At 44.3% G+C, this 25,473-nt stretch carries 23 protein-coding genes and 2 other annotated features; of the genes, 12 read left to right on the forward strand and 11 right to left on the reverse strand.

The window, feature by feature from the left end:
• Nucleotides 1–20 precede the first annotated feature (20 nt).
• The 3 genes from DS742_RS14730 to DS742_RS14740 are packed head-to-tail and all read right to left on the reverse strand — an operon-like array spanning nt 21 to nt 2,750.
• Nucleotides 21–794: an ABC transporter ATP-binding protein gene (locus tag DS742_RS14730; protein WP_117417736.1), complete on the reverse strand. Its 774-nt coding sequence runs from the start codon at nt 792–794 to the stop codon at nt 21–23.
• Nucleotides 791–1,669: an ABC transporter permease gene (locus DS742_RS14735; protein WP_117417737.1), complete on the reverse strand. Its 879-nt coding sequence runs from the start codon at nt 1,667–1,669 to the stop codon at nt 791–793. The genes DS742_RS14730 and DS742_RS14735 overlap by 4 nt, the downstream gene beginning before the upstream one ends.
• A gap of 28 nt (nt 1,670–1,697) precedes the next feature.
• Entirely contained in the window at nt 1,698–2,750 is a 1,053-nt protein-coding gene (locus DS742_RS14740) for an ABC transporter substrate-binding protein (protein ID WP_117417738.1), read from the reverse strand.
• 81 nt (nt 2,751–2,831) lie between these two features.
• Nucleotides 2,832–3,075 (reverse strand) — a binding site (T-box leader).
• Between the two features lie 120 nt (nt 3,076–3,195).
• Here DS742_RS14740 and DS742_RS14745 point away from each other — a divergent pair.
• Complete coding sequence (locus DS742_RS14745; protein WP_117417739.1) at nt 3,196–3,708, forward strand: cysteine hydrolase family protein; 513 nt, start codon at nt 3,196–3,198, stop codon at nt 3,706–3,708.
• A 65-nt stretch (nt 3,709–3,773) separates the two neighbouring features.
• On the opposite strand, the gene aroA is transcribed toward DS742_RS14745, so the two are convergent.
• From aroA to aroF, 3 genes are read right to left on the reverse strand one after another with little or no spacing between them, the layout of a single operon-like run.
• Nucleotides 3,774–5,051: a 3-phosphoshikimate 1-carboxyvinyltransferase gene (gene aroA / locus DS742_RS14750; protein WP_117417740.1), complete on the reverse strand. Its 1,278-nt coding sequence runs from the start codon at nt 5,049–5,051 to the stop codon at nt 3,774–3,776.
• Nucleotides 5,052–5,063: 12 nt separating this feature from the next.
• Nucleotides 5,064–6,161: a prephenate dehydrogenase gene (locus tag DS742_RS14755; RefSeq protein WP_117417741.1), complete on the reverse strand. Its 1,098-nt coding sequence runs from the start codon at nt 6,159–6,161 to the stop codon at nt 5,064–5,066.
• Nucleotides 6,154–7,173, reverse strand: coding sequence for a 3-deoxy-7-phosphoheptulonate synthase (gene aroF, locus DS742_RS14760; protein ID WP_117417742.1), 1,020 nt, complete (start codon nt 7,171–7,173; stop codon nt 6,154–6,156). Before aroF ends, DS742_RS14755 begins: the two co-directional genes overlap by 8 nt.
• A gap of 353 nt (nt 7,174–7,526) precedes the next feature.
• Between aroF and DS742_RS14765 the strand changes: the two genes are divergently transcribed.
• From DS742_RS14765 to DS742_RS14795, 7 genes are all read left to right on the forward strand, one after another.
• Nucleotides 7,527–9,965, forward strand: coding sequence for a hypothetical protein (locus tag DS742_RS14765; RefSeq protein ID WP_117417743.1), 2,439 nt, complete (start codon nt 7,527–7,529; stop codon nt 9,963–9,965).
• The gene (locus tag DS742_RS14770; RefSeq protein ID WP_117417744.1) at nt 9,943–11,007 is read left to right on the forward strand and encodes an acyltransferase domain-containing protein; all 1,065 of its coding nucleotides are present in this window, start codon (nt 9,943–9,945) and stop codon (nt 11,005–11,007) included. The genes DS742_RS14765 and DS742_RS14770 overlap by 23 nt, the downstream gene beginning before the upstream one ends.
• Before the next feature lie 22 nt (nt 11,008–11,029).
• Complete coding sequence (locus DS742_RS14775) at nt 11,030–11,950, forward strand: BadF/BadG/BcrA/BcrD ATPase family protein (RefSeq protein WP_117417745.1); 921 nt, start codon at nt 11,030–11,032, stop codon at nt 11,948–11,950.
• A gap of 196 nt (nt 11,951–12,146) precedes the next feature.
• Entirely contained in the window at nt 12,147–14,249 is a 2,103-nt protein-coding gene (locus DS742_RS14780; RefSeq protein WP_117417746.1) for an elongation factor G, read from the forward strand.
• A 138-nt stretch (nt 14,250–14,387) separates the two neighbouring features.
• Nucleotides 14,388–15,302 carry a CPBP family intramembrane glutamic endopeptidase gene (locus DS742_RS14785; protein ID WP_117417747.1) on the forward strand — a complete coding sequence of 305 codons (915 nt, stop codon included), beginning with the start codon at nt 14,388–14,390 and terminating at the stop codon, nt 15,300–15,302.
• Between the two features lie 46 nt (nt 15,303–15,348).
• Nucleotides 15,349–15,595, forward strand: a binding site (T-box leader).
• A 108-nt stretch (nt 15,596–15,703) separates the two neighbouring features.
• On the forward strand, nt 15,704–18,118 hold the full coding sequence (leuS, locus tag DS742_RS14790; RefSeq protein ID WP_117417748.1) for a leucine--tRNA ligase: 2,415 nt from the start codon (nt 15,704–15,706) through the stop codon (nt 18,116–18,118).
• Nucleotides 18,119–18,344: 226 nt separating this feature from the next.
• A complete protein-coding gene (locus tag DS742_RS14795) occupies nt 18,345–19,178 on the forward strand; it encodes a hypothetical protein (RefSeq protein ID WP_117417749.1) in 834 nt (277 codons plus the stop codon).
• Between the two features lie 60 nt (nt 19,179–19,238).
• On the opposite strand, the gene DS742_RS14800 is transcribed toward DS742_RS14795, so the two are convergent.
• On the reverse strand, nt 19,239–19,529 hold the full coding sequence (locus DS742_RS14800; protein ID WP_117417750.1) for a hypothetical protein: 291 nt from the start codon (nt 19,527–19,529) through the stop codon (nt 19,239–19,241).
• Nucleotides 19,530–19,589: 60 nt separating this feature from the next.
• Complete coding sequence (locus DS742_RS14805) at nt 19,590–20,159, reverse strand: hypothetical protein (RefSeq protein ID WP_117417751.1); 570 nt, start codon at nt 20,157–20,159, stop codon at nt 19,590–19,592.
• Nucleotides 20,160–20,234: 75 nt separating this feature from the next.
• Here DS742_RS14805 and DS742_RS28885 point away from each other — a divergent pair, with 75 nt between their 5' ends.
• Nucleotides 20,235–20,387, forward strand: a complete 153-nt coding sequence (locus DS742_RS28885) for a hypothetical protein (protein WP_170313470.1) — start codon at nt 20,235–20,237, stop codon at nt 20,385–20,387.
• Between the two features lie 52 nt (nt 20,388–20,439).
• Here DS742_RS28885 and DS742_RS14810 read toward each other — a convergent pair whose 3' ends face one another.
• Entirely contained in the window at nt 20,440–20,700 is a 261-nt protein-coding gene (locus DS742_RS14810) for a hypothetical protein (protein WP_117417752.1), read from the reverse strand.
• 154 nt (nt 20,701–20,854) lie between these two features.
• Between DS742_RS14810 and DS742_RS14815 the strand changes: the two genes are divergently transcribed.
• Nucleotides 20,855–22,009 (forward strand): alanyl-tRNA editing protein, encoded by a 1,155-nt coding sequence (locus DS742_RS14815; protein WP_117417753.1) that lies wholly within the window; start codon nt 20,855–20,857, stop codon nt 22,007–22,009.
• A 12-nt stretch (nt 22,010–22,021) separates the two neighbouring features.
• Nucleotides 22,022–23,170, forward strand: a complete 1,149-nt coding sequence (locus tag DS742_RS14820; RefSeq protein WP_117417754.1) for an AI-2E family transporter — start codon at nt 22,022–22,024, stop codon at nt 23,168–23,170.
• Between the two features lie 53 nt (nt 23,171–23,223).
• Here the strand turns inward: DS742_RS14820 and DS742_RS14825 are convergent, their stop codons facing one another.
• Nucleotides 23,224–23,478 (reverse strand): hypothetical protein, encoded by a 255-nt coding sequence (locus tag DS742_RS14825; protein WP_117417755.1) that lies wholly within the window; start codon nt 23,476–23,478, stop codon nt 23,224–23,226.
• A gap of 133 nt (nt 23,479–23,611) precedes the next feature.
• Between DS742_RS14825 and hemB the strand changes: the two genes are divergently transcribed.
• Complete coding sequence (hemB, locus tag DS742_RS14830; RefSeq protein WP_117417756.1) at nt 23,612–24,595, forward strand: porphobilinogen synthase; 984 nt, start codon at nt 23,612–23,614, stop codon at nt 24,593–24,595.
• Nucleotides 24,596–24,618: 23 nt separating this feature from the next.
• Here hemB and DS742_RS14835 read toward each other — a convergent pair whose 3' ends face one another.
• On the reverse strand, nt 24,619–25,473 hold the full coding sequence (locus DS742_RS14835; protein WP_117417757.1) for a PHP domain-containing protein: 855 nt from the start codon (nt 25,471–25,473) through the stop codon (nt 24,619–24,621).

Below are 25,473 nucleotides of genomic sequence, written 5' to 3' on the forward strand. Positions count from 1 at the left end.
TGATCCAGGCTTTGCCTTTGTTAATTTCCGCATTCTACACTGATTTCGTTGAACTTCTCAAGAATAAAGTTGATATCCAGTCCGTCTTTATCCTGATCTGCGCAGTCCACAACTGCATTTCCCTGATGCATCATCAGAAGCCTGTTTCCATAGTCCACTGCATAACGGAGGTTATGAGTCACCATGATGGTAGTCAGCTGTTTTTCTTTCACGATCTTGTCTGTCAGCTGCATGATGATCTCAGCCGTTTTGGGATCAAGGGCTGCTGTATGTTCATCAAGAATCAGGAATTCGATCGGTGTCATGGTTGACATTAAAAGTGCCATGGCCTGTCTCTGGCCTCCGGACAAGACACCTACCTTTACGTGAAGTTTGTCTTCCAGACCGAGACCTAGGGTGTGAAGCTGTTCTTTGTAATAACCAATCCGCTGCTTATTGGTTCCGGGAAGCAAGTTAAAGGGCTTTCCTTTCGTGTCAGCCAGTGCCATGTTTTCCAGAATGGTCATGTTAGGGCAGGTTCCCATGGCCGGATTCTGATAGACACGTCCGATGCGCCGCTGGCGGCGGTATTCCGGCATGTTGGTGATATCGGTTCCGTTAATGAGTATGGCTCCGCTGTCTAAAGGAATGCTGCCGCAGATCAGGTTTAAAAGGGAAGTTTTTCCCGATCCGTTGCTTCCCACAACCGATACAAACTGCTGGTCCTTTATAATTAAATCAAAATTGCGGAACAGGCACATTTCATTGACAGTCCCGTGGTTGTAATATTTATGAATGTTTTTCAGTTCAATCATGCTTTCACCTTCTTTTCCCTGCCGTTGCTCAGTACCAGAATGGCTAAGAACAGAACCGATGTAATCAGTTTTAAATCAGAAGCTTCCATTCCTAAGTAAATTGCGAAAGATACGCAGGCTTTGTAAATAATAGAGCCTATAATGACAGCAGTGGTTGATTTAACAAATCCGATCCGCTTAAAAAGCTTTGTTCCGATAATTACATTGGCAAGTCCTATGACAATGGTTCCTGTTCCCATGCTGATTTCGAAAAATCCTTTTTGCTGGCAGTATACGGAACCAGCCAGTGCAGCAAGACCGTTTGCGATGGCAAGACCAACGATTTTAACCATTCCACGGTCCTTTGCAAGGGAGGTGACAAGTGTTTCATTATCGCCCACCGCTCTTAACAGATAACCGGAACGGGTTTTTAAGTACTGGTCTAAAATGAATTTAACAACAAATACAATGACTGCCAGAATAATAACCATGGTAACAGAGCTCAGAGACGCCGGAAACAGCCTGTTAACCAGGCTGTTTTCAAAAATAGTGGTGGCATTGAAAAATGGAACATTGGCTTTTCCGGCAACTCTTAAATTAACGGAGTACAAAGCAGTCATGACGATTATACCGGACAGAAGATCCCGCACCTTTAATTTTACATGGATAAAACCGGTGATGCATCCGGCCAGAGCTCCTATGGCAAATGCGATAAACAGAGTTGCCAGTGGATTGAATCCGGCTAAAATCAGTGTAACGGTAACAGCGCCTCCAAGGGGAAAAGTACCATCCACAGACAGATCCGGAAAATCCAGAATCTTATAGGTGATATATACTCCCAGCGCCATAATGGCATAAACCAGACCTTCTTCCAAAACGCCAAGTATAATTGACATGATTAAACTTCCTCCAGTATGTTTCTTCTTATTTTGTTCCTTTTGAAATATCAGTAAAGATCTCAGCTGCAGAATCGGTCAGATCTTTTGGTAATGTGATGCCCAGTGTTTCAGCAACCTTGGAATTTCCGTAAAAGGCAGCATCTTTGATTACTTCAAAGTTTAATTCGCTTGCTTTGGCTTCTCCCTTTAATACCTTGGCAGCCATGACGCCGGTCTGTTTTCCTAAATCCACATAATCAAGCCCCATTGCTGCAAGACAGCCGATCTTTACCTGTTCCACTTCGCTTCCGAAAACCGGAATGTTTTTCTTGCCGGCTTTATCGAGGATAAGCGGAAGAGAGCTGACTACTGTATTATCGGTTAAATTGTTAAGACAGTCAACCTTTTCTAAAATACTGTCAGTTGCCAGGGAGATATCAGCGGTGGAGGTAACTGGTCCTTCCACGATTTCAAATCCGTAATTTGCGGCAGCCGCTTTGTATTCTTTAATGGCAGTTTCTGAGTTTACTTCGCTTGTGCTGTAAAGAATTCCGATTTTCTTTGCATCAGGAAGTATCTTGCGGATCATCTCCAGCTGCTTTTCAACAGGAAGCTTGTCACTGGTACCGGTTATTTCACCTACCGGGGTACCGTCTTCTTTGGCAAGGGCAGCAGCTACCGGATCTGTAACAGCTGTGAAAATAACAGGAATATTGTCTTTTTTTGCTCCGCCGTAGGCTGCCTGTGCCATGGGAGTTGCAATGGCGCAGATCAGATTGGTCTTCTTGGCAAGAAAGTTGTTTACGATCTGGCTTGCAGTACCGCCGTCTGCCTGTGCATTTTCATAAAGGACTGTCAGGTTCTTTCCTTCCTCCAGACCTTCCTCGGCAAGTCCCTTTAAAAAACCTTCCCTGCAGTTATCCAGAGAACCATGCTCTGCAAACTGGGCGATTCCGATGGTATAGGCTGATGTTCCTTCACTTTTTGCAGAAGCTGCAGAAGTGGACTCCGGTGTCTTTTCCGGCGTTTTACCGGAAGCACATCCGGTGAGAGCAGCAGCAAGTGCTGCCAGTAACATGATTTTTACAGATTTTTTCATAAATAATTCCTCCTAAAATTTATTTTTATTGATAGAAAAGCTTTCATTGCATAAAAAAAGTCTCAAGTATGTTATTCACATACTTGAGACGAATCATACAATCCGTGGTGCCACTCAAATTGACTTAATATAAGCCCTCTTTTCATATACTAACATATATGCCACGTCATATAACGGTTGTGGATTCCGTCAGCCCCTACTGCCAGTCGGTTCAAGGCTGCCCTCAAAAGTCCATTCAGCTATCTGCACTATACCGCACTCACACCACCGGCGGCTCTCTGAAATACTGCTGGGAAAGCTTACTCTTCTTTTTCAACGGTTTCTTTTATTAATCAATATATTAATGCGTGAAAGGAATTTTGTCAACAGGTAATTGAAAAAACTTTATTTATTTCCCGGAATCTGTGATAGAATAGGAAAAAGACATGCGAAGGAAGGAGAACTTATGAACAGACTGTTAGTTGTGGTGGATATGCAGAAGGATTTTATAGACGGTTCATTAGGAACCGGAGAAGCGGAAGCGATCGTTAATAATGTAAAAAAGAAAATTGAAGAGTATCAGGCAGCAGGAGACGATGTGATATTTACTCTGGATACCCACGGAAATGATTATATGGATACCCAGGAGGGAAAGAATCTTCCGGTCCTTCACTGTGTGAAGGGGACTGCCGGCTGGGAACTGGCTGATGCTTTAAAAGAGATTCCGGGCAGGCGGTTTGAGAAGAATACCTTTGCCAGTAAAGAAGTGGGGGAATACGCGGCGTCAGGCGGTTATAAATCCATAGAGCTCATTGGTCTGTGCACCGATATCTGCGTCATATCCAACGCACTGTTAATCAAGGCATTTCTTCCGGAGATTCCGATTCTGGTTGATTCTTCCTGCTGTGCAGGAGTTACACCAAAAAGCCACGAGAATGCATTAAATGCCATGAAGATGTGCCAGATCACCATACTATAATCAAAACATAAAAAAGCAAAAAAACATGTGATGGAGCTGTTTTTTTGCTTTTTTGCATTTAACTGTTATTTGCCCAGACGTTCTAAATCCTGGTAGAAACCGGGGTAAGAGATATTTACGCATTCAGCTCCCTTAATTTCCGTTTCCCCATCTGCACATAATCCCGCGACAGCAAAGGTCATGGCGATCCGGTGGTCCAGCCTGCTGTCAATAACCGCTCCGTGAAGTGGCTTTCCTCCCCGAATGATCATTCCGTCCTCTGTTTCTGTTACATCAGCTCCCATTGCGGAAAGATTTTGTACCATTACCTCAATCCGGTTGGATTCCTTTACCTTTAATTCCCCTGCATCCTTTATTATGGTTTCACCTTCTGCAAAGCATGCCATGGCTGCTATTATGGGAAGTTCATCAATTAAAGTGGGGATAATGGCACCGCCGATTTCTGTTCCGCGAAGACAACTGGATTTTACAAGGATGTCCGCAGTTGGTTCTCCGGAATCCGTATTTTTGTTGAGCAGGGTAATATCTGCCCCCATATCCCGGCATACAGAAAGAATTCCGTCTCTGGTCGGATTAATACCCACATGTTTCATCAGAATTTCAGAACCTGGTACCAGAAGACCTGCTGCGATGAAAAAAGCCGCAGAGGAAATATCTCCAGGAACGATGATTCTGCTGCCATACAGTTCCCTGGCAGGCCGTATGGAGGCAGTTGTGCCTTCCGTGGTTACATCGGCGCCAAAGTGTTTCAGCATGATTTCAGAATGATTTCTTGAAACATAAGGTTCTGTCACCTTCGTCTCACCCTCTGCATAAAGACCTGCCAGAAGAATGGCAGACTTCACCTGGGCAGAAGCTACCCTGCTGGTGTAATGAATGCCATAAAGCTTCTTTCCTGTAATGGCAAGAGGCGCACAGCCATTGCCTTCCAGGCTTCTTATGTCCGCACCCATGTGGGAAAGCGGATCCATAATCCTCTTCATCGGGCGCTTTTTAATGGAATCATCGCCGGTAAGGGTGACGTCAAAGTTCTGGGCAGATAAGAGACCGGATATGAGCCGGGTTGTGGTTCCGCTGTTTCCACAGTCCAGGATTGTCTCCGGTTTTTTCAGCCCGAAAAGGCCGTTTCCGTGAACAATCACAGAGTCTTTGTTATTTTCAATATCGATTCCCATCTTATGAAAGCAGGCAATGGTGGACAGGCAGTCAGCACCCTGAAGAAAATTGGTGATCTCCGTTGTACCTTTTGCCAGAGAGCCGAACATAATACTGCGGTGGGAAATGGACTTATCCCCGGGTATGGACAGTTCTCCCCTGAGAGGGGAGGCTTTTGTAAATTTCATAGGATACCTCTCTTAATTGGATATTAAATCATAATGATAGCGTTCCAGCTGTTTCCAGGCTTCATCCATGGATTCCCTGTCGTAAAATGCAATTCGAAGGGTTCCTTCACCGTGTTCCCGGTTGTGATTGATTCCGATGTTGCGGATGCTGATTCCTTTGGCAGCCAGGATGACGGAAAGGGTTGATATGGCACCCACTTCATCCGCCATATCAACGGTAAAGGAGTATTCAGGCGCAATCGGTCCGGTTGCTTTTTCTGAAAAAGAATTCCGGTAATCCCTGGAGGTTTCAAACAGCTGGTTGATGTAGCTGCCGTTTTTCTTATTTAACTGATCCAGAATCTGATTTAATGAAGCGATATACCGCTCCAGTATCAGGGAAAGATTCTGGTGGTTTGTCATACAGATCTGTTCCCACATTTCCGGTGAGGAGGAGGCGATTCGTGTTATATCCTTAAAGCCTCCGGCAGCGAGCCTTTTCATAAGCCCCTGCTGGTTGTCAGAGTCCTTTACCAGGTTAACCAGACTGGAGGCAACAATGTGGGGCAGATGGCTGATGGCAGCTGTTACAAAATCGTGTTCATGAAAATCCAGAACGATTGGAATGGAACCGATCATTTCTGCTATATGGACGAGACGTTCCGTCTGTTCCTCCGTGGTTTTGGCCGTGGGAGTAATAATATAGTAGGCATTTTCCAGCAGATGATCCGTGGAATTTTCATAGCCCGTTTTCTCGGAACCTGCCATGGGGTGGCCGCCGACAAACCAGGATTCCATACCAAGGCGGATCACGGCTTCATGAATGTCGGTTTTGGTGCTTCCCACATCGGTAACAATGGCTCCAGGCTTTAAAAAGGGCCGGATCTTACTTAAATAGTCAGCATTATATTCTACTGGCGTACAAAGGAATATAAAATCACATTCTGACAGCTCTTCTCCAATTCCGTCAAGAATTACATCAACAATGCCATCCTCTCTGGCTTTCATCAGCCTGGAACGTGTCCGCATATAAGCCATTATTTTTGTCCCCGGTGCTTCGCGCTTGATCCCACGGGCGATGGACCCCCCGATCAGACCAAGCCCGATAAAGGCAATGACTTCATCATTCATTAAAAACCCTCCCTGATAGTTTTGCGTAAGGCTGTAACTGCTCTGTTAAGTGTTCAAATTGTTCAAAGGTGAGAGACTGGGGCCCATCCGATAATGCGCAGGAAGGACAGGGATGAACTTCCACAATTAAGCCGTCTGCCCCAACTGCAAGAGCTGCCTTTGAAATTGGTTCTATGTAAGCCCGTACACCGGTGGCGTGACTGGGATCTACGATAACCGGAAGGTGGCTCTTGGCGCGGATAACCGGAATTGCGCTGATATCCAGAGTGTTTCTGGTGGCAGTTTCATATGTGCGGATTCCTCTTTCACAAAGAACAATATTGGGATTGCCTTCGGAAGCGATGTATTCTGCTGCATTTAACCATTCATCAATGGTAGCGCAGAGACCTCTTTTTAAGAGAACAGGGATACCTGCCTTACCTGCTTCTTTTAAAAGTTCAAAATTCTGCATGTTTCTTGCACCGATCTGAATCATATCAACGTACTTTACTGCTGTTTCCAGTGCGCGCAGACTGGTTACCTCACAGATTACATTCAGTCCGGTTGCTTCTCTGGCTTCTTTCATGTATTGCAATCCTTCTTCCTCCAGACCCTGAAATGCGTAGGGGGAAGTCCTTGGTTTGTAAGCACCGCCTCTTAAAAACTGGGCACCGGCTTTTTTTACTGCACAGGCAGTTTCTAAAAGCATGTCATGGTTTTCTATGGCACAGGGGCCAGCCATCATGGCAAGGTGGCCGGGACCAATTTTTGCATTGCCTACAGTGATTACAGAATCTTCCGGATGAAACTTCTTATTAACCACCTTATAGCTTTCTGTAACTGCAACAATTTTATCCACACCATCCATCATCTCAATATTCGCACCCTGAATTTTCGTCTTATCTCCTACAACACCGACTATGGTTACTTCCGTTCCCTCTGATAAATGAGCGGTCAGGCCGTTGGATTCAATGAAGTTCTTTACTTTACTCACAGCCTCTGCAGAAGCGTTTGGTTTCATAATAATAATCATATCCCTTTTTCCTCTTTTCTTACAAATGATTAATCCCCATTGTAATAGATAGCAGGGAAGTTGTCAACGCTTTTATACGTTAAACTTTTACACTTTAAAGCAAAATGTTATTTAAGACCTGATGATCGGATAATTTAAACTGAAAAAAGCGGCCTGGTATGCAGCATTTTTGTTTAAAAAAGCAGTCATATCCATGAGATGTTAAAAAAAGTTACATGAAACGTTGAAAATGCCATGTGATTTTTTCGTGAAATCATTTAATATAGCTATATACCATATAAAAAAATATTTATATATGCACCAGACGTCATCTTATCACAGACCGACTGATGGCGCAGCAAAAGGATAAGACAATGGAAAAATTACAATTGAACAGAACCGGGTTTCTTACCAATTATCTGCTATCCGGTCCAAAAGAAACGGATTTTATCAATCACGAAACAGATGACAACCAGCTGCGTTATGAACAGCATTTAAGATCCATTGTAGCGGATTTAAACAGATCCTGCCCGGATGGCCCTGTTATCCTTGGGGAAAGCAGCAGGCTTCAGATGCCGTGGAAGTATTATTATCACTATGGAAACTGGTTTGTAGACGAAAGCACATTTTATTCCACATTGCAGAAGGTGGAACTTGATGCAGTGACGGGAATCGAGGTAAAAGAGGATGTAACAGTGAATGCAGTCGTATGGTCCTATGCAGCTGTAGATGTCTGGTGCAACAAGGAACTGGTGTGCCGTATGGATACGCCGGTTTATAAACCGATTAAAAAGAAACATATGGAGCTACGGCTGAAAAAAGGAATCAATGAAATCTATGTCAGTCTTCAGACGCTGGGTGTCAGGGATACAAGAACGTTATTCGGTATTCAGATTTTGGATCATAGGGAAGCTCTCTTTGTTGTACTGCCTGATGAGAAGCACACCGATGAAATGGTCAGGATTGAAAACTGGCTTGGCTCCATCTCCATTAAGAATTCTCTCATGACGTTCCGGGAAAATGCTCCGGCAGGAACTTATCTGGCCTATGACAGCCAGAGCCCTGATTTTGCCAAAGTGAAAAGCCGTAAGCAATGGCAGGAGATCAGCAGAAAGAATCAGGTAAAGCTTGATGAAGAAAAGCCGGGTGTGATTATAGTTAGCGTTAAAAATGAACATGGAATTCTCACAAGAAAAGTGGAGAATATTCTGGCACAAAGACCGGAGTATTCCAAAGACAAAGGCTTTGAGGAAAATAAAAAAGCCATTTTTAACAGAATTGCAGAAGCAGAAAGCTTATCCAGAGGGGATAAGTTCGGCTTTTCCATTTCCAATATCCTTGCAAGGAAAGCCCTTGGCATAGACCGGGATCGGGATATAGAGCTTCTTTATGAAACACTGGACCAGATTGAAAGCAGATATGACTGTTCCGATTTTCTGGTATGCGGTCTTGTCCGTTATTTAAAGAATTATCCGGTCAATGAGGATCTGGCCAAACGGGTGAAAGAGGTTCTGTTGAACTGGCGCTACTGGATGGACCAGAATGGGTCTGATGCCATGTGCTTCTGGAGTGAAAATCATTCTCTTATGTTCTATACCTGTGCCATGAATGCAGGAGAAATGTATCCGGATGAGTATTTCCCCCGGGCTGACATGACCGGCAGAGAACTTTTTAAAACAGGCAGAGCCAAGGTGGAAGCGTGGCTGGCCGATGTGGAGGAGCATGGATTTGAAGAATTTTTAAGTACAGTCTATATGTGTGTTACCTTTGCGGCGCTGTTAAATGTAATTGATTTTTCTGAGGAAGCCATTTCTGCGCGGGCAGTTAAGATTACGGATAAGCTTCTCGAAATGCTCTGCCGCCACACCTATGACGGTGTTGTCATTGCTCCTATGGGACGTGTTTACAGAGAAGTTGTCCATCCCTTTGAGCAGGGAGCCCAGGCGCTGATGAATTTAATCAATCCTGACGTCCCTTTTTCATACGGAGAGGGCTGGCTGGGCTTTTATTCATGCAGCAGTTATCAGCTTCCGGAAGGCTTAAAGGAACTCATGGAGCACCAGACAGATATCGCTTATTCCACAGGAAATGCTCTCATAAGGCTGAAGAAAACGCCGGAGTACTGTATGACTTCCGTTCAGTCCCCCAGACCGGACCCGGAATTTAAACGCTGGAGGAACCTCACCCTGGATCCGGATTCAGATACAACCACCTGTGAATACACCAAGTCACTGAACGAGCGGTTTCATGGAACCACCTGCTTTGAGCCTGGAGTATATGGATATCAGCAGCACATGTGGTATGCTGCCCTTGATAAGGAAACGGATATCTTTACGAACCACCCGGGCGGAACCTGTGATTCCAGTTCCATGAGGCCGGGGTATTGGTACGGAAATGGGGTAATGCCTGCGCTGGTTCAGGAAGGGAATTTACTGGGAGCTGTTTATCATATACCGGAGGAACACCCGATTCATTTTACACATGCTTATTTTCCAGCACCGAAGTTTTTGGAAACGAAGATCTCCGGCAATTGGCTTTTCGGCAGTAAGGCAGGAGGTTTTGCGGCACTCTGGTGCAGCAGTGCTTTGGAGCCCGTCGATGACCAGCTGTTTGAATGCGAATACCGGACCTATGGGGATGATATTGCATATTTCTGTGTATGCGGCAGCAATCAGGATTTTAAATCCCTGGCTGAATTTTCGGCCTATGCAGAGAATCTCCGACCGGTATTTGATGGGAAAGAACGTATTTTAACAGCAGGACCGTTAAAAGTGGGATTTACAGATAACAATGACAAAACACAATATATTTAATGAAGATACTCAGGCGGCGGTGGATTTTTCCTCCGCTGCCTATGAAAGTAACGATTATTTTATGAGAAATTACAGCAGATGCCGTGAGCTTCTGCTGGTGGAAAAAGATCCTGAGAAAGCAGCAGAAGCCGTGATGTTTGGAATCAGGCATGCCAGGCTCCTTCATTTGGATGATTTTTTGCTGCCGGTTGTTTACATTGACTGGATGCTGCCGGAGCTGGAAGAAGAATTGAAAAAACAGGGCATTCCGGAATTTGTTGTCTGGGAGTCCTTAAAGGACGTTGAAATCTGGATTCAGTCATACCGCAAATATCACCAGGGACAGGCCGGGCTTGACCGGATTGAGTGGGTGTTCCGTTCGCTGGCCGGAAAAGTACGAAGATACGGCAGCCTGCAGTTCGAGGAAGTGACTTATGAATTTCCCTTTCTGGTCTTTGAAAACAGACAATCCGGAGCGTTTATGGCACTGGCCTGCCCGGAGGTTCTGATTGATCAGGACGGATATATTTCCGGTACAAACGGAAGAAGCATGATAAGAGAAATAAGAACTTATCTGGATTTTAAAGACAGGACTGTAACCGGATACTCTGCGGATTTAAAAAGGGGAACTGTAAGCGTGAATACACCTGTCTCATTAAATTTGGATGAGTGGGAGATTAAGCTTGCTCCGGGAGAGAAGGCGGTTGCTGTTCATATTCCGGAAGGTTCTGATTTGTCTCCGGGCAGTGTTGATTCTTCTTTAAAGACTGCAAAGAACTATTATGAGAATGATATTCTTGTCTGCGAAAGCTGGATGCTGGATGCGCATCTGGAGCAAATCCTGCCTCAAACAGGGAGGCTCATCAGCTTTATGAAGAGATTTTATAAAATGCCCGTGATGACAGAGCGTCCACAGATACTGGAACGGGTCATGGGGTTTGATTTTTCCATGGAAGCGCTGGAGGATTTTTCCTGTACCACATCCTTGCAGACCTCATTAAAGAAGTATCTTCTGGACGGAAATGAGATGTTTACCACAGCGGGTTTTATGCCATGGAAATGACAACTGGGAGGAATACTTGAATATGACAGGATATTATGCCGGACTGGATGTGGGGGGAACCAACGGACGACTAAAGGTCTGCGGTCCCACAGGAAACGTACTGGGCGAATTTACGGCTCCTGGCTGCAGCCTTAATACAGACGGAGCGGAAAAAAGCAGGCTGCGTTACCGCGAACTGGTGATGCCCGCCCTTAAGGAACTGAAACTTTCTCCTGGCTGCTGTCTGGGAATCTGCGTGGCAGCAAGTGGGATTGATTCCCCGTTTCATGAGCAGGAATGCAGATCCTTTTTTGAAGAGATGGGATTCTTGCCAGATAAGCTGATGGTAATGAATGACTGTGAAGTATTTCTTTATCTGACGGAATTGCCGGCTCTTGTAATCGTATCCGGTACAGGCTCTGTCTGCTTTGGCAGAGATCAGAATGGGTCCATATACCGGACAGGCGGTTTTAATCATATTATAAGTGACGAGGGAAGCGGCTTTGATCTGGGACTGAAGGTGTTAAAGGCAGTTGCAAATGATTTATCCGGACGGGGTAAGAGTCCCATTCTCACGCCGCTTTTTATAAAGTCAGCCGGGCTTGATACATTGGGGAAAATCGATGACTATATCAATGCCAATCTGATGGAAAAGTCCCAGATAGCCAGATTTTCCCTTCTTGCATATCAGGCGGCAGCATCAGGAGATGAGACAGCCATGGGCATTCACCGGGAGTGTGCAGATGCTTTATGGGGGCTGATCCGCGATACAGCAGCTAAGATGAAAACGGACGGACTTAACCTCTGGTTATGGGGAAGTCTTCTGGTGAAAAACGATATTCTCCGTGGTATGGTGGAAGAAAAAGCCCGAAACGGGCTGCATCAGGTGAGAATTGCCATACCCCGTATCACGGCCCTTGATGCTGCACTTCAGGCTGCAGAGAAAAGCAGTCTTACGCGCTGAAAAGTCGGATTTAGGGAAAAAGATAATATTGTTAGGCAAAAATGAGAGAGAGGGAGAGGTGAACCCTCTTTTCTTTTATCTAAAAATAGAAAAATGTCGAAAAATATTTGTGCAAATTGTACCTTTTGCTTGCAATTATAAGACATTTTTAGTAAAATATTGTTATAGACTTAAATACCGAACAGGAGGAATGTTTATGAACGTGTATGGAACCAAACAGATCCGTAACGTCGCCTTACTTGGGCACGGGGGCGCCGGTAAAACTACCCTTGCTGAAGCTATGGCGTTAGTGACCGGAGCCATCAGCAGAATGGGAAAAATTTCCGATGGCAATACCATCAGCGATTATGACAAAGAAGAGATTAAGAGACAGTTCTCCATCTCCACTTCCCTGATTCCGTTGGAATATGAAGGAGAGGATGGACCGATCAAGATTAACTTACTTGATACTCCCGGTTATTTTGATTTTGTTGGTGAAGTTGAAGAGGCAATCAGCGTAGCAGATGCTGCTGTAATCGTAGTAAACTGCAAGGCAGGAATTGAAGTTGGTACGTTAAAGGCATGGGAGCTTTGCGAAAAGTACAAGCTTCCCAGACTGTTTTTTGTAACCAATATGGATGATGATCAGGCCAGCTTTCGTGAGCTGCTTTTAAAGCTGGAAAAAGAGTTCGGAAGAAAAATAGCACCGTTCCACCTTCCTATCAGAGAGAATGAAAAGTTCGTAGGATTTGTGAATGTGGTGAAAATGGCTGGGCGGCGCTTTACCGTTAACAGCGATTATGTTGAATGTGAGATTCCTGATTACAGCCAGAAGAATTTAGGAATAGCCAGAGAAGCTCTGATGGAGGCAGTTGCTGAGATCAGCGAGGAATACATGGAACGGTATTTCTCAGGAGATGAGTTTACCCTGGAAGAGATTTCTTCTGCACTGCGGGAACATGTAATACAGGGCAATATAGTTCCGGTTATGCTGGGCTCCGGAATTAATGCCCAGGGTGTCAAGATGGTTTTACAGGCGATTGACAAGTATTTCCCTTCACCGGAGCGCTATGAATGTATTGGTGTGGACGTTTCCACCGGAGAACGGTTTACTGCCAGATACAACGACAATGTGTCTCTGTCAGCCCGTGTATTTAAGACAATCTTGGATCCGTTTATCGGAAAGTATTCCCTGTTAAAGATCTGTACGGGAACACTGAAATCGGATTCCGCGATCTATAATGTAAATAAGGACACGGAAGAAAAGATTGGAAAACTCTATCTGCTGAGAGGAAAGGATGCCATAGAGGTGCCGGAATTAAAGGCTGGGGATATCGGTGCCGTATCTAAATTAAACGTGACACAGACCGGTGATACCATAGCGCTTCGATCCGCACCCATCGTATATCATAAGCCTGAGATTTCCACCCCGTATACCTATATGAGATATAAAACGAAGACAAAGGGTGACGATGATAAGGTTTCCAACGCACTGGCGAAACTGACGGAAGAGGATTGGACCTTAAAAGCAGTGAATGATACGGAGAACCGGCAGTCTCTTCTGTATGCAATCGGTGACCAGCAGCTGGAGGTAGTGGTCAGCAAGCTGTTAAACCGCTATAAAGTTGAGATTGAATTAAGCAAGCCTAAGTTTGCCTTCCGCGAGACAATCCGTAAAAAAGTGGAGGTCCAGGGAAGATATAAGAAGCAGTCAGGCGGTCATGGCCAGTTCGGTGATGTAAAGATGACCTTTGAGCCTTCCGGGGATTTGGAAACTCCCTATGTATTTGAAGAATGTGTCTTTGGAGGAGCTGTTCCCAAGAATTATTTCCCTGCTGTGGAGAAGGGGATTGCGGAGTGCGTTTTAAAAGGCCCTCTTGCTGCATATCCCGTTGTGGGTATCAAAGCGACTCTGACTGATGGCTCCTATCATCCGGTGGATTCCTCAGAGCTTGCCTTTAAGATGGCTGCAACGCTTGCCTTTAAAAAAGGCTTTATGGACGCCAATCCGGTGCTCTTAGAACCAATCGCATCCTTAAAAGTCACAGTGCCGGATAAGTTTACCGGAGATGTTATGGGAGATTTAAACCGGAGAAGAGGACGGGTTCTGGGAATGAACTCCAATCACCATGGAAAGCAGGTCATTGAGGCTGATATACCCGTATCCGAGCTGTTTGGCTATAACACAGACCTTCGTTCCATGACAGGGGGTATCGGTACTTTTGAATATGAGTTCAGCCGCTATGAACTGGCTCCGGGAGATGTACAAAAGAAAGAGGTAGAGGAACGGGCAGCCAAGGTTGACCGTATGGATGTTTAAATGAAGTGATAATCCTGGCGGATCCAAAGAATAAATGGATCCGCCATTTTCTGAATCAGGCTGCGGCTGCCGGATGAATTGCGTAATTGATGAATCTGTGTTAAACTGGTATCAGTTCAGCAGGAGGTAAGGTTTTAAGTGGAAGAGACGAGGACCGCAGGAAAAGTTTTTGGAAGAATAGGGATCGGATATACCGGTTTTCTTAGTGCATCAATTGTTTTACAGATAATTTTAAAGGTTATGGTTCATGTGTTAGATCAGGAAGGAATTTTGAATTTGTCACGGGGCTGGTATCTGTTTGCTGCTTCTCTGGCAAATTATGCAGCAGGAGGGCTGGTTTTATTTTTGATTATAAAGAATATGCCTGTTACCCATAAACCGGTAAGCCGGAGAGCGGAAAAAAAGCTGTTAATCTGTTCTTTTTTTATCTGCATCAGCGCATTGATAGCCGGAAATTTATTGGGACGGCTTCTCATGACCGTAATCAGTGCTCTGGAAGGAAAGCCCATGATCAATCCGGTTGAGGAAGTGCTTAAGGGGCTGAATACAGGAACTATCATTGCAATTATGGTGGTTATGGCGCCGGTCTGTGAAGAATATCTCTTTCGCAGACTCTTAATTGACCGGATACGAAGATATGGAGATAAAGCTGCTATTTTGGTATCTGCAGTAATTTTCGGACTCTGCCATGGGAACTTTTATCAGTTCTTCTACGCGTTCGGAATTGGTCTTGTGTTTGGTTACATTTATACCAGAACAGGCAGGCTTCGCTATACCATTTTATTTCATATGATCATTAACTTTCTGGGATCGGCCGCAGCGATTTATATTCAGAATAACTTAGTGCTTGCAGGCATCTATGCTATGCTTCTGTACGGGTCCATGATTGCAGGGATCGTGTTGTTTTTTATCACGAAGGGAGATTGGATTTTCTGGCAGGGCGACGAAGCAGTATGGGGCAGAGGAACGGGTAAAGTACTATTTTTGAATGCTGGAATGATATTATTTTTTGTATTGTCTGCCATTTCCTTTGTTATCGCAGAGTTTTCATAAAATCGGGTTGACACATTCGGCCGATTATGTTACATTTACAGTTAGCAAAAATACTGTGATTAGGAGTAGTAAGCAGTCTGAATCATTCAGAGAGCCGGCGGCTGGTGAGAGCCGGTTGGGGAAGACAGCTGAACTGGCCTTTGAGTAGCATACTGAAGAAAGCCATGGCTTTTGTGTAGGTATAGCCGGAATCCCGACCGTTACAGCGGGCGGACAGGAGAGTCTGTCCGGTTGAGCGCATACAGTTTGTATGAAATAGAGTGGTACCACGCGGTAGATTCTGCGTCTCTATAGCCGTTTTATTACGGTTGGAGGCGCTTTTTTTTATGCAGTCAGAATTGATTTACCCGTGAATGTTAAAAAATAGGGGCAATCCCTTTCACAAAAGGAGGAATATTGTTATGGCATCATCTTATAACCACAGTGCCATTGAAAAAAAATGGCGTGAGAATTGGGCGAAGAACCCGATCAATGTTGACGATGGAAAAAAACCTAAATATTATTGTCTGGATATGTTTCCTTATCCGTCCGGCAGCGGTCTTCATGTAGGACATTGGAGAGGTTATGTAATCTCTGACGTATGGAGCCGCTATCAGATTTTAAAGGGCCATTATGTGATCCACCCCATGGGCTGGGATGCATTTGGCCTTCCTGCAGAAAATTATGCAATTAAAATGGGTGTTCATCCAGCTAAATCCACAGCTGAGAATGTGAGCAATATTAAAAGGCAGATTAATGAGATTGCTGCTGTTTATGACTGGGATATGGAAGTCAATACGACTGATCCTGCATTCTATAAGTGGACTCAGTGGATTTTTGTCCAGATGTTTAAGAAGGGTCTGGCTTATGAAAAGGAATTCCCCATTAACTGGTGTCCTTCCTGTAAAACAGGCCTTGCCAATGAGGAAGTGGTAAACGGCTGCTGCGAGCGCTGCGGAACTACAGTAACAAAGAAGAACTTAAGACAGTGGATGTTAAAAATCACTGCGTATGCAGACCGTCTTTTAAATGATTTAGATAAGCTTGACTGGCCGGAAAAGGTTAAGAAGATGCAGACGGACTGGATTGGAAAATCCTACGGTGCAGAAGTGGACTTTAAAGTAGAGGGACGAAAAGAGGCCATAACGGTTTATACCACAAGACCTGATACGTTATACGGAGCAACCTTTATGGTGCTTGCACCGGAGCATGCGCTTGCGTCTTCTCTTGCAGTACCGGAGACAAAAGCGGCAGTGGACCAGTATATCTATGATGCCTCCATGAAATCCAATGTTGACCGTCTGCAGGATAAGGAAAAAACCGGTGTATTTACGGGTACTTATGCTATTAATCCTTTAAGCGGTGCAAAGGTTCCGATCTGGATTTCCGATTACGTACTGGGTGACTACGGTACGGGCGCAATCATGTGCGTTCCGGCTCATGATGACAGAGACTTTGAATTTGCAACCAAATTCAATATCCCCATCATTCAGGTAATTGCAAAAGACGGCAAAGAAATTGAGAACATGACAGAGGCTTATACAGAGGCAAACGGAACCATGATCAATTCCGGCGAATGGAACGGCATGGAATCAGCAGTTCTTAAAAAGGAAGCACCTGCCATGATCGAAGCAAGAGGTCTTGGTAAGAAAACGGTGAACTTCAAGCTTCGTGACTGGGTATTTTCCAGACAGCGTTACTGGGGAGAGCCGATTCCGATCATTCACTGTCCTCACTGCGGCAATGTTCCGGTACCGGAAGACCAGCTTCCTCTTACCCTTCCGGAAGTGGAAAGCTACCAGCCCACTGGTACAGGAGAATCCCCTCTTGCAGATATTGACGAGTGGGTAAACACCACCTGTCCGGTATGCGGAGCAGCTGCAAAGAGAGAGACAAATACCATGCCTCAGTGGGCGGGATCTTCCTGGTATTTCCTCCGTTATGTAGACAGCCACAATGATAAGGAACTGGTATCCAGAGAAAAGGCAGATAAATATCTTCCTGTTGATATGTATATCGGCGGTGTGGAGCATGCGGTTCTCCATCTTCTGTATTCCCGTTTCTACACCAAGTTTTTATCTGACATCGGTGTGGTGGATTTTGATGAGCCATTTACCAAACTGTTTAACCAGGGAATGATTACCGGTAAAAACGGAATTAAGATGAGTAAATCAAAGGGCAATGTGGTATCTCCCGACGAGCTTGTTCAGGATTATGGATGTGATTCTCTCCGTATGTATGAGCTCTTTGTAGGACCGCCGGAGTTAGATGCAGAGTGGGATGACAGAGGAATTGAAGGCGTCAGCCGTTTCTTAAACCGTTTCTATAATCTGGTATCAGATAACTGCGGTCAGGACGTGGCAGCGACAAAGGAAATGATCCGTCTTCGCAACAAACTGGTATTTGACATTGAACAGCGTTTCAACCAGTTTAACTTAAATACGGTTATTTCCGGTTTTATGGAATATAACAACAAGCTGATCGAGCTTGCCAAAACAGCCGGCGGCATTGATAAAGAGACGTTAAAAACCTTTGTAATTCTTCTCGCACCATTTGCTCCTCATATCGGAGAGGAACTGTGGCAGCAGCTTGGCGGCACAGACTCTGTATTCCATGCTACATGGCCGGAGTGGAGTGAAGAGGCCATGAAAGAGGATGAAATCGAAGTGGCCGTTCAGGTGAATGGAAAAACAAGAGCTGTGGTAAAACTTCCGGCGGATGTTTCAAAGGAAGATGCAATTGAAGCAGGCAAAGCACTGATTCCGGATAAGATTACCGGAACCATTGTGAAGGAAATTTATGTTCCTGGAAGGATTATTAATATTGTCTGCAAATAGTTTATGATGCATTGGAGTAAGAAAAAATAATGAGCATTAAGGTAAGGACACTATGACTGTAGAAGTACAGTTGTAGTGTCCTTATTTTGGTTCAATGCCTGATTCGGGGGTAAATGCTGATTTTGGCACTCAATGTATATAATTTTGGCATTTGGGTTGATAACTCTTCGCATTGGGTATATGCTGAGTGATAGAATTCAATAAAAGCGAAGGAGGATTGATTCCAGTGTTTGAGAGACAGAAAAACAAATGTAAAATAGTATATAATAATTATCAGTTTTATGAGAATACCGCTTTGTCTGAATTGATAGAAAAGCAGATGAACGAAGGATATTATCTTTGTGGCATAATAGGTGAATCCAGCAATATATTAAAATTTTGTTATGATAAAACTAAAAAACCAGAGTCATGCATAATTTATCACAAACATTTAGATGAAAAGATAGATGCAGAAATTGAAAAAATGAAAGCTGAAAAAATGGAAATGCTATGCCAGAATAATCATTATATCATATTTGGAATCCCCTCCAGTGAAGCTGATGGATCAAAATCAGATATTGTAAAAAAACAAAATAAATTACTTGGCATTCCCTTGAAAAAATCTGCAGCTCTTATTTTAATATTACTCATACTTTCTATAATCAGTCTGGTGCTGAAAATATTATTGATAGACAAAGGAAATTTATATTTCAATCAGATGAGTTTAGTGCTTTACCTGGCATTGAATATTGTTTTTCTGTTATATTTTGCAGGTGACATTTACGATATTATACAAGGTAAAGGAATATGCTCAGATGGTATTATGTATTTTTCCAGTCGTACAAAATTCAAAGATATATTGTTCCGGATGGGGGATATACTTAGGCTGGTAATATTGCTTGGAAGCATTTGTATCAGTGCTGCGATTCTGATATTTGTTAAGGATGGAGTAATAGCAATTAATGTTCTGAAAATGTGGCTGATATATTGTACCATTGGATATATATACAGACTGCGTATTCGAAGTTCTTATTTATCAGTGTTACTGATTCAAGTTTTTCTGGCAGCACTAAGTTTTTAGTAAAATACTATATTTGTATAAAAAGCCGGTGCCAGGGCTTGTGATCCTGGCACCGGTTCTTTATTTCTTTCCATTTCGTTTCATCATATTTTTCGAAAGCATGCGAATGGTTTCCACCCGCTGCCGTTCACTTGGATTCATATTGGCGCTGATAATAGAAATAAGAAGATCCGTTTCCTCATCGCTGAACTGGATGCCCTTTTGACTGGCCTCCGCACTCAGGCTCATAAGAGTCGGGAACAGCTGGTCTTTTGGAGCGGACTCTGCCCGCTTTGCGAATTCGGTCAGCATGGATAGCTTCTGGGGATTCATATTTTTTAACCGTGGGTCCTGTTTCCAGTTGGTATTCATAAGTTGATACGCTTCCTTTCCTGTGAATATGTAAAAAAACGGGTTGGGGACAGCCAAACGTTAATTCATCTGCTGCATGGCGGACATCATAAGCTGCATGGTTTCCAGGCGTGACTGCTGTTCCGGCGGCATGAAGTTTTTTAGTTGCTCTAAGGGCATCTTTCCAAACGGATTGTTCTGGCGGCGGGTATTATTGGGACGTTTTTGTCCGTCACAATGAGTCTGGTTTTGTGACTGGGATTGCGGCTGTTCCTGTGTCTGCAGCGGAATCGTAGAACTGGGTACAACTTCTGAGTAGGCGTTTGCCAGGTTAAATCCCTGGAAAATGTTGATAAATAAATCAATTAAATCCTGCTCGGAAGGATTGGCATAAGGCTTGATGGTGTTTAACATTTCGATAGGGGAGTCAGACCGCTCCTTTTCACCTACAGAGCAGATTCCCATGGCTGCCACTTCATCATCCTCAAATAAGTTTATGGTACGCTGCAGTTCCCTGAATTTGACAAAGGTGGAGATAAAACGCTGCTGGGGAACATTCATATAAGGCAGGGCAGCCTTCATCATATCAAGATGATTATCGCCGATACGGGAGTCTAATTCATTTGCATGCAAATTTTGTTCATTATTCATTACAAAGGGATCCTTACTTTTCTTGTTGACAATATATGCAGCCGCATATATTAGTATTACAGGAGAGTGATATATATGAGAAACCGATTAATCATAGATGGAAATGCAGTTTACGAAATTGATGATGAATGCATGAAACAGAAACAAAACAGAAATACACAGGAAGGCACAATGAATCAGGCTTCTTTTACGAGACCGGGGCAGGAGAAGGGACAGAGCCGGGGGTAAACGTAAACAGGACCCGAACCAAAAGTGGTTCGGGTCCTGCTTTATGTTTTGTTTAGCAGCAGAAGTTATTGCCGCCACATCCGCCGCCCCAGCCGCCGCAGCAGAACAGAAGAATGATGATCCAAATCCAACTGCCACAACCATCATTTCCGCAACCGCCACAACCGTTGCCGCATCCGCCGCCGCCGAAGCCATTACCGCCGCAGCAGCACAGAAGAAGGATAATCCAGATAATATTACAACCGTTGTTACCGCATCCTCCGTTGTTGCAATCGCATCCGCATCCACAGTTAGTTGCTGCCAGATCACTCATATTGGTTCCTCCAAATAATTTGTTTACACTGTAAGTGTATGAAAGTCAGCTTGCCACTGTTTCCATTTTTTCTGAAAAATTTTAGATTTGATATGATTGAACTTAAAGAAATGTTGTGTATAATTAGTAGCAACAGGATTAAAAGGAGCAAAAGATGGAAAAATTATATTATGAGAGACCCTACGTGAAGAAATTTGAAGCAGAGGTAGTTGAGTGCAGACCTGATAAAGATGGAAACTATCTGGTTCGGTTAAACAGGACAGCCTTTTACCCTGAGGGAGGAGGGCAGCCTGCGGATACAGGAACGTTGGGAGAAGCCCTTGTCTGCGATGTCAGGGAGCGTCCGGAGGGGATCGTTCATATTACGGACAGGCCCATTCCGGAAAAGACGCTGGTAACTGGAATCCTGGATTGGGAGAGAAGATTCAGCCATATGCAGAATCATTCCGGAGAGCATTTGCTTTCAGGCGTGGTACATAAGCATTACGGTTACGATAATATAGGATTTCATATGGGCAAAGATGAAGTGACGGTGGATTTTAACGGAACTTTGACCATGGAACAGTTAGAAGAAGTGGAAGCAGAGGTCAATGAACTGATCTGGCAGAATATACCGGTTCTGGAGACTTATCCTTCAAAAGAAGAACTGGATGCTCTGGATTACAGAAGCAAGAAGGAATTAAGCGGACAGGTCCGGATTATCGAATTTCCGGGAGCGGATGTATGTGCCTGCTGCGGAACCCACGTAATGACTGCAGGAGAGATTGGCATCTTAAAAGTTACAGGGCTGGCACGTTATAAAGGCGGGGTGAGAGTGTCACTGCTGTGCGGCAGGGAGGCACTGCTTGATTACCGGAAAAAATTAAAGGCTGTCCAGAACATTTCCGTATTATTATCGGCAAAGCCGGACAGTGTGTCCGATGCGGTTTCAAAGCTAAAAGAGGAAGGAATCAGGAAGGACAGTGATCGAAACCGCCTTACCAGAGAGCTGCTCGTGCGAAAGGCAGCAGAATATCCGGAATCTGACGCCCCTGTGCTGGTGCTAGAAGAGAATCTTCTGCCGGCGCAGCTAAGACAGTTCTGCACGATGCTGTACGAAGAAAAAAAGGGCAGCATCGTATTGGTATGTTCCGGGGAAGAAGGTCTGTATCAATATGCAGCAGGAAGCAGCACGGCAGACATGCGGGCACTCAGCCGTCAGTTAAATGAAAGATTAAATGGACGCGGAGGCGGTAACACCCTGTTGGCGCAGGGAACCTTCCAGACATCGTTTCAGGAAATTCAGAAAGTGTTTAAAGAAGAGCTTTAAGAGGAGGATTGAATGGAATTAAATGACAGCACAATTAAAAAAATACGCTGGCTGATTGTATTTACTGTGGTTGCCGTAGTAGCAGGTATTAATTATAGAAGTTTATTTGCCCTTCTTGTACGGGCAGTTGCGATTCTTACTCCTTTTTTGTTAGGAGGTGTCATGGCATTTGTTTTAAATGTTCCAATGCGCGCTATAGAAGGGATTCTGCCGGTAAAAAAAGAGAGTCAGTTTCGCCGTCCCTTAAGCCTGTGCCTGACTTTTTTGTTTGTAATTGGAATTTTACTTCTGGTTATTTTTGTAGTCATGCCCCAGTTATTTGATACAGTCTTAAGCCTGCAGTACAGTTTACCTGTTTTTTGGAACGGAGTAAAGGCAGAGGCAGAAAAGCTGTTTTTCCAATATCCGGAAATAGCAGATTATATTAACAACATCCATATTGACTGGAAATCTTATCTTGAGAAGATTGTGCAATTTTTATCTGTTGGCGCCGGTACTGTATTATCCTCCACTATATCTGCAGCTTTAAGCATAATAAGCGGAGTAACCACCTTTGCAATTGGTCTTGTGTTTGCAGTTTATATTCTTTTGCAGAAGGAAAATTTATCCAGGCAGATGAAAAAACTTATGAAAGCATTTCTTCCTGACCATGCATCTGAGAGAATTTTGGAAATATTAAGTCTCGCCAGCCGTACCTTTTCCAATTTCCTTGCAGGACAGTGTGTGGAGGCAGTTATACTTGGAAGTATGTTCTTTATCACTTTATCCATATTGCGTCTTCCGTATGCACTTCTCATTGGAGTGCTGATCGCGTTTACCGCGCTGGTTCCAATGTTCGGGGCATTCATCGGCTGTGCAATCGGAGCCTTTTTAATGCTGATGGTAAAACCCTTTGATGCTGCCCTGTTTCTCATCATCTTTTTCGTTCTGCAGCAGATTGAAGGTAATTTAATCTATCCTCATGTGGTGGGGAATTCGGTTGGTCTTCCTGCTATCTGGGTTCTGGTAGCGGTAACCATAGGCGGCAGTGCCATGGGAATTGTGGGGATGCTGATTTTTATCCCGCTTTGCTCCGTCTTCTATGCTGTTTTAAGAGAAACCGTGAATAAAAGAATTTGGGCGAAAGAACGCTTAAAACGCAGAAAAACAGTGAAACAGTAAGAAAAAAGGATATCCGGAAGATGAACACAGTCTTTCGGATATCCTTTTTCCGGTTAATCAAGGTCTGCGTGGTAAACCTTATCCGGGGAGTGAATGTCAATGGCACTTAAATTAAACTGATCTTCAAAGATCTGAATCTTGTACTCAAAGAAAATTTCCTCCGTTTTTTTAGACATGAACACATAAGCTCCCGGTTCCCTGTCTTCAATTTCATCACAGATCTCATCGTAGATTTCCTGTCCGTTCGCCGGCCCGTTATATCCGGTATTACGTATGGCTTCTTCGATTGCCTGATAGAATTCTTCCATAATAAAGTACCTCATTTCTGGTTCGTATTGTACATCTGCTATTATAAGCAATCTTTTCCAATGCCGCAAGAATTACTTGAATCTTATTTGAGAGGGTGTATAATAGGACAGGAATAAAAGGGAGGTAATGGAAATGGATTTATTATTCAGACCTAGAAGACTCAGAACATCTGAATCCTTAAGAAAGATGGTCAGGGAGACCAGAGTATCCAGGCAGTCCCTTGTTTATCCGCTGTTTGCGGTGGATGGAGAAGGCATAGTAGAAGAGATTCCTTCTATGGAAGGACAGTACCGGTATAGTGTGGACCGGCTTTCTGTTATTCTCGATCAGCTTATGTCTGCTGGAATTAACAAGGTGATTGTGTTTGGAATACCGGCTTTAAAGGACAGCTGCGGCAGCCAGGCATTTGATGATAATGGGATTGTGCAGCGCACCATCCGATACATCAGGGAATTCTATCCCTCTGTTTATATCATAACTGACGTGTGTATGTGCGAATATACATCTCACGGACATTGTGGGATTTTAGATGGAAAGTATGTGGATAATGACCAGACTCTGGAATACTTAAACCGCATTGCAGTCTCTCATGCAAAAGCGGGTGCTCATATGGTGGCTCCGTCTGATATGATGGATGGAAGGGTCAGCTCCATAAGGCGGGCTCTTGATGAAGCCGGGTTTGTCAATGTTCCGATTATGGCTTATTCTGCAAAATATGCTTCTGCTTTTTACGGACCTTTCAGGGAGGCCGCCGGGTCGGCACCTGCCTTCGGGGACCGCAGGAGTTATCAGATGGATTACCATAACAGGAAGGAAGCGTTAAAGGAAGTGGAGCTTGACGTGGCCGAAGGTGCGGATATCGTAATGGTGAAACCGGCACTTTCCTATCTGGATATCATTCGTGAGGTAGCAGACCGTACAGATGTGCCTGTGGCAGCTTACAGTGTAAGCGGAGAGTATTCCATGATCAAGGCTGCTGCCAAAGCCGGTTATATGGATGAAGAAAAAACAGTGTGTGAGTCAGCAGTGAGCATCTTTCGTGCAGGGGCAGACATCCTAATTACGTACTTTGCCATAGATCTTGCCCGTTATATGGATGAAGGAAAAATCGGATAATATATGATATGGGCAGGATGAGGTTACAGCCCCTTCTCCTGCCGTATTCTTTTGATATCATCAAGAAGCAGGGCTGAGACACGAAGACCGCCTCTTCCTGTACCCAAATCAATGTCGGGCTTGTTAGTCCCGTGAAAGTCAGAGCCGCCGGTAGGAAAGAGCTGGTATTTTTTTGCGAGTTTTTTCAGCTTGCCGCTTTCATATTGATTATTGGAGGAGTGGTATACCTCCAGACCGTGAAGCCCCAGTTGTTTTAAATAAGAGACCAGTTCTTCCGTTTTTTTGTCTCCCAGGTGATACTGGTAAGGGTGGGCGAGAACGGGTGAAGCGTTGCAGTCTCCCAGCAGTTTCATGGCGTGTTCCGGTGTGATTTTTTCTTTCCTGGGGCAGTAAGGGCCATGATAGCTTAGATATTTTTTAAACGCCTGGTCCATGCTTGTAACATAACCTTTTTCCAGGAGGATACGGGCAAAATGGGCGCGGGTAATGACGGTATCAGGATTTCCGGCCTGTACTTCCATGAGCGTGATATCAATACCGGCATTTTGAAACCGGTTTATTATTTCCAGGTTCCTTTTTATGCGGATGTCTTTTAACTTGTCAGTCTCAGCGAGAAACTTTTTATCAGACAGATCGACATAAAGCCCTAAAATGTGAATTTCCTCATTCAGATAAACGCAGGAGAGCTCAATGCCGGGAATGACTTCCAGAGGCAGATTTTCTGCTGCTTTCTGTGCTTCGGGGATGCCTTCTATTGTATCGTGGTCTGTAAGCGCAATTGCCGAGAGTCCCTTTTGTGCTGCCAGTTCTACGACTTTGGCGGGTGAAAAGGTGCCGTCTGAAGCATTTGAATGAACGTGAAGATCGACAAAATTCAT

Origin of the sequence: Lacrimispora amygdalina (assembly GCF_003432035.1) — a bacterium.
Lineage (GTDB): Bacteria > Bacillota > Clostridia > Lachnospirales > Lachnospiraceae > Lacrimispora > Lacrimispora amygdalina.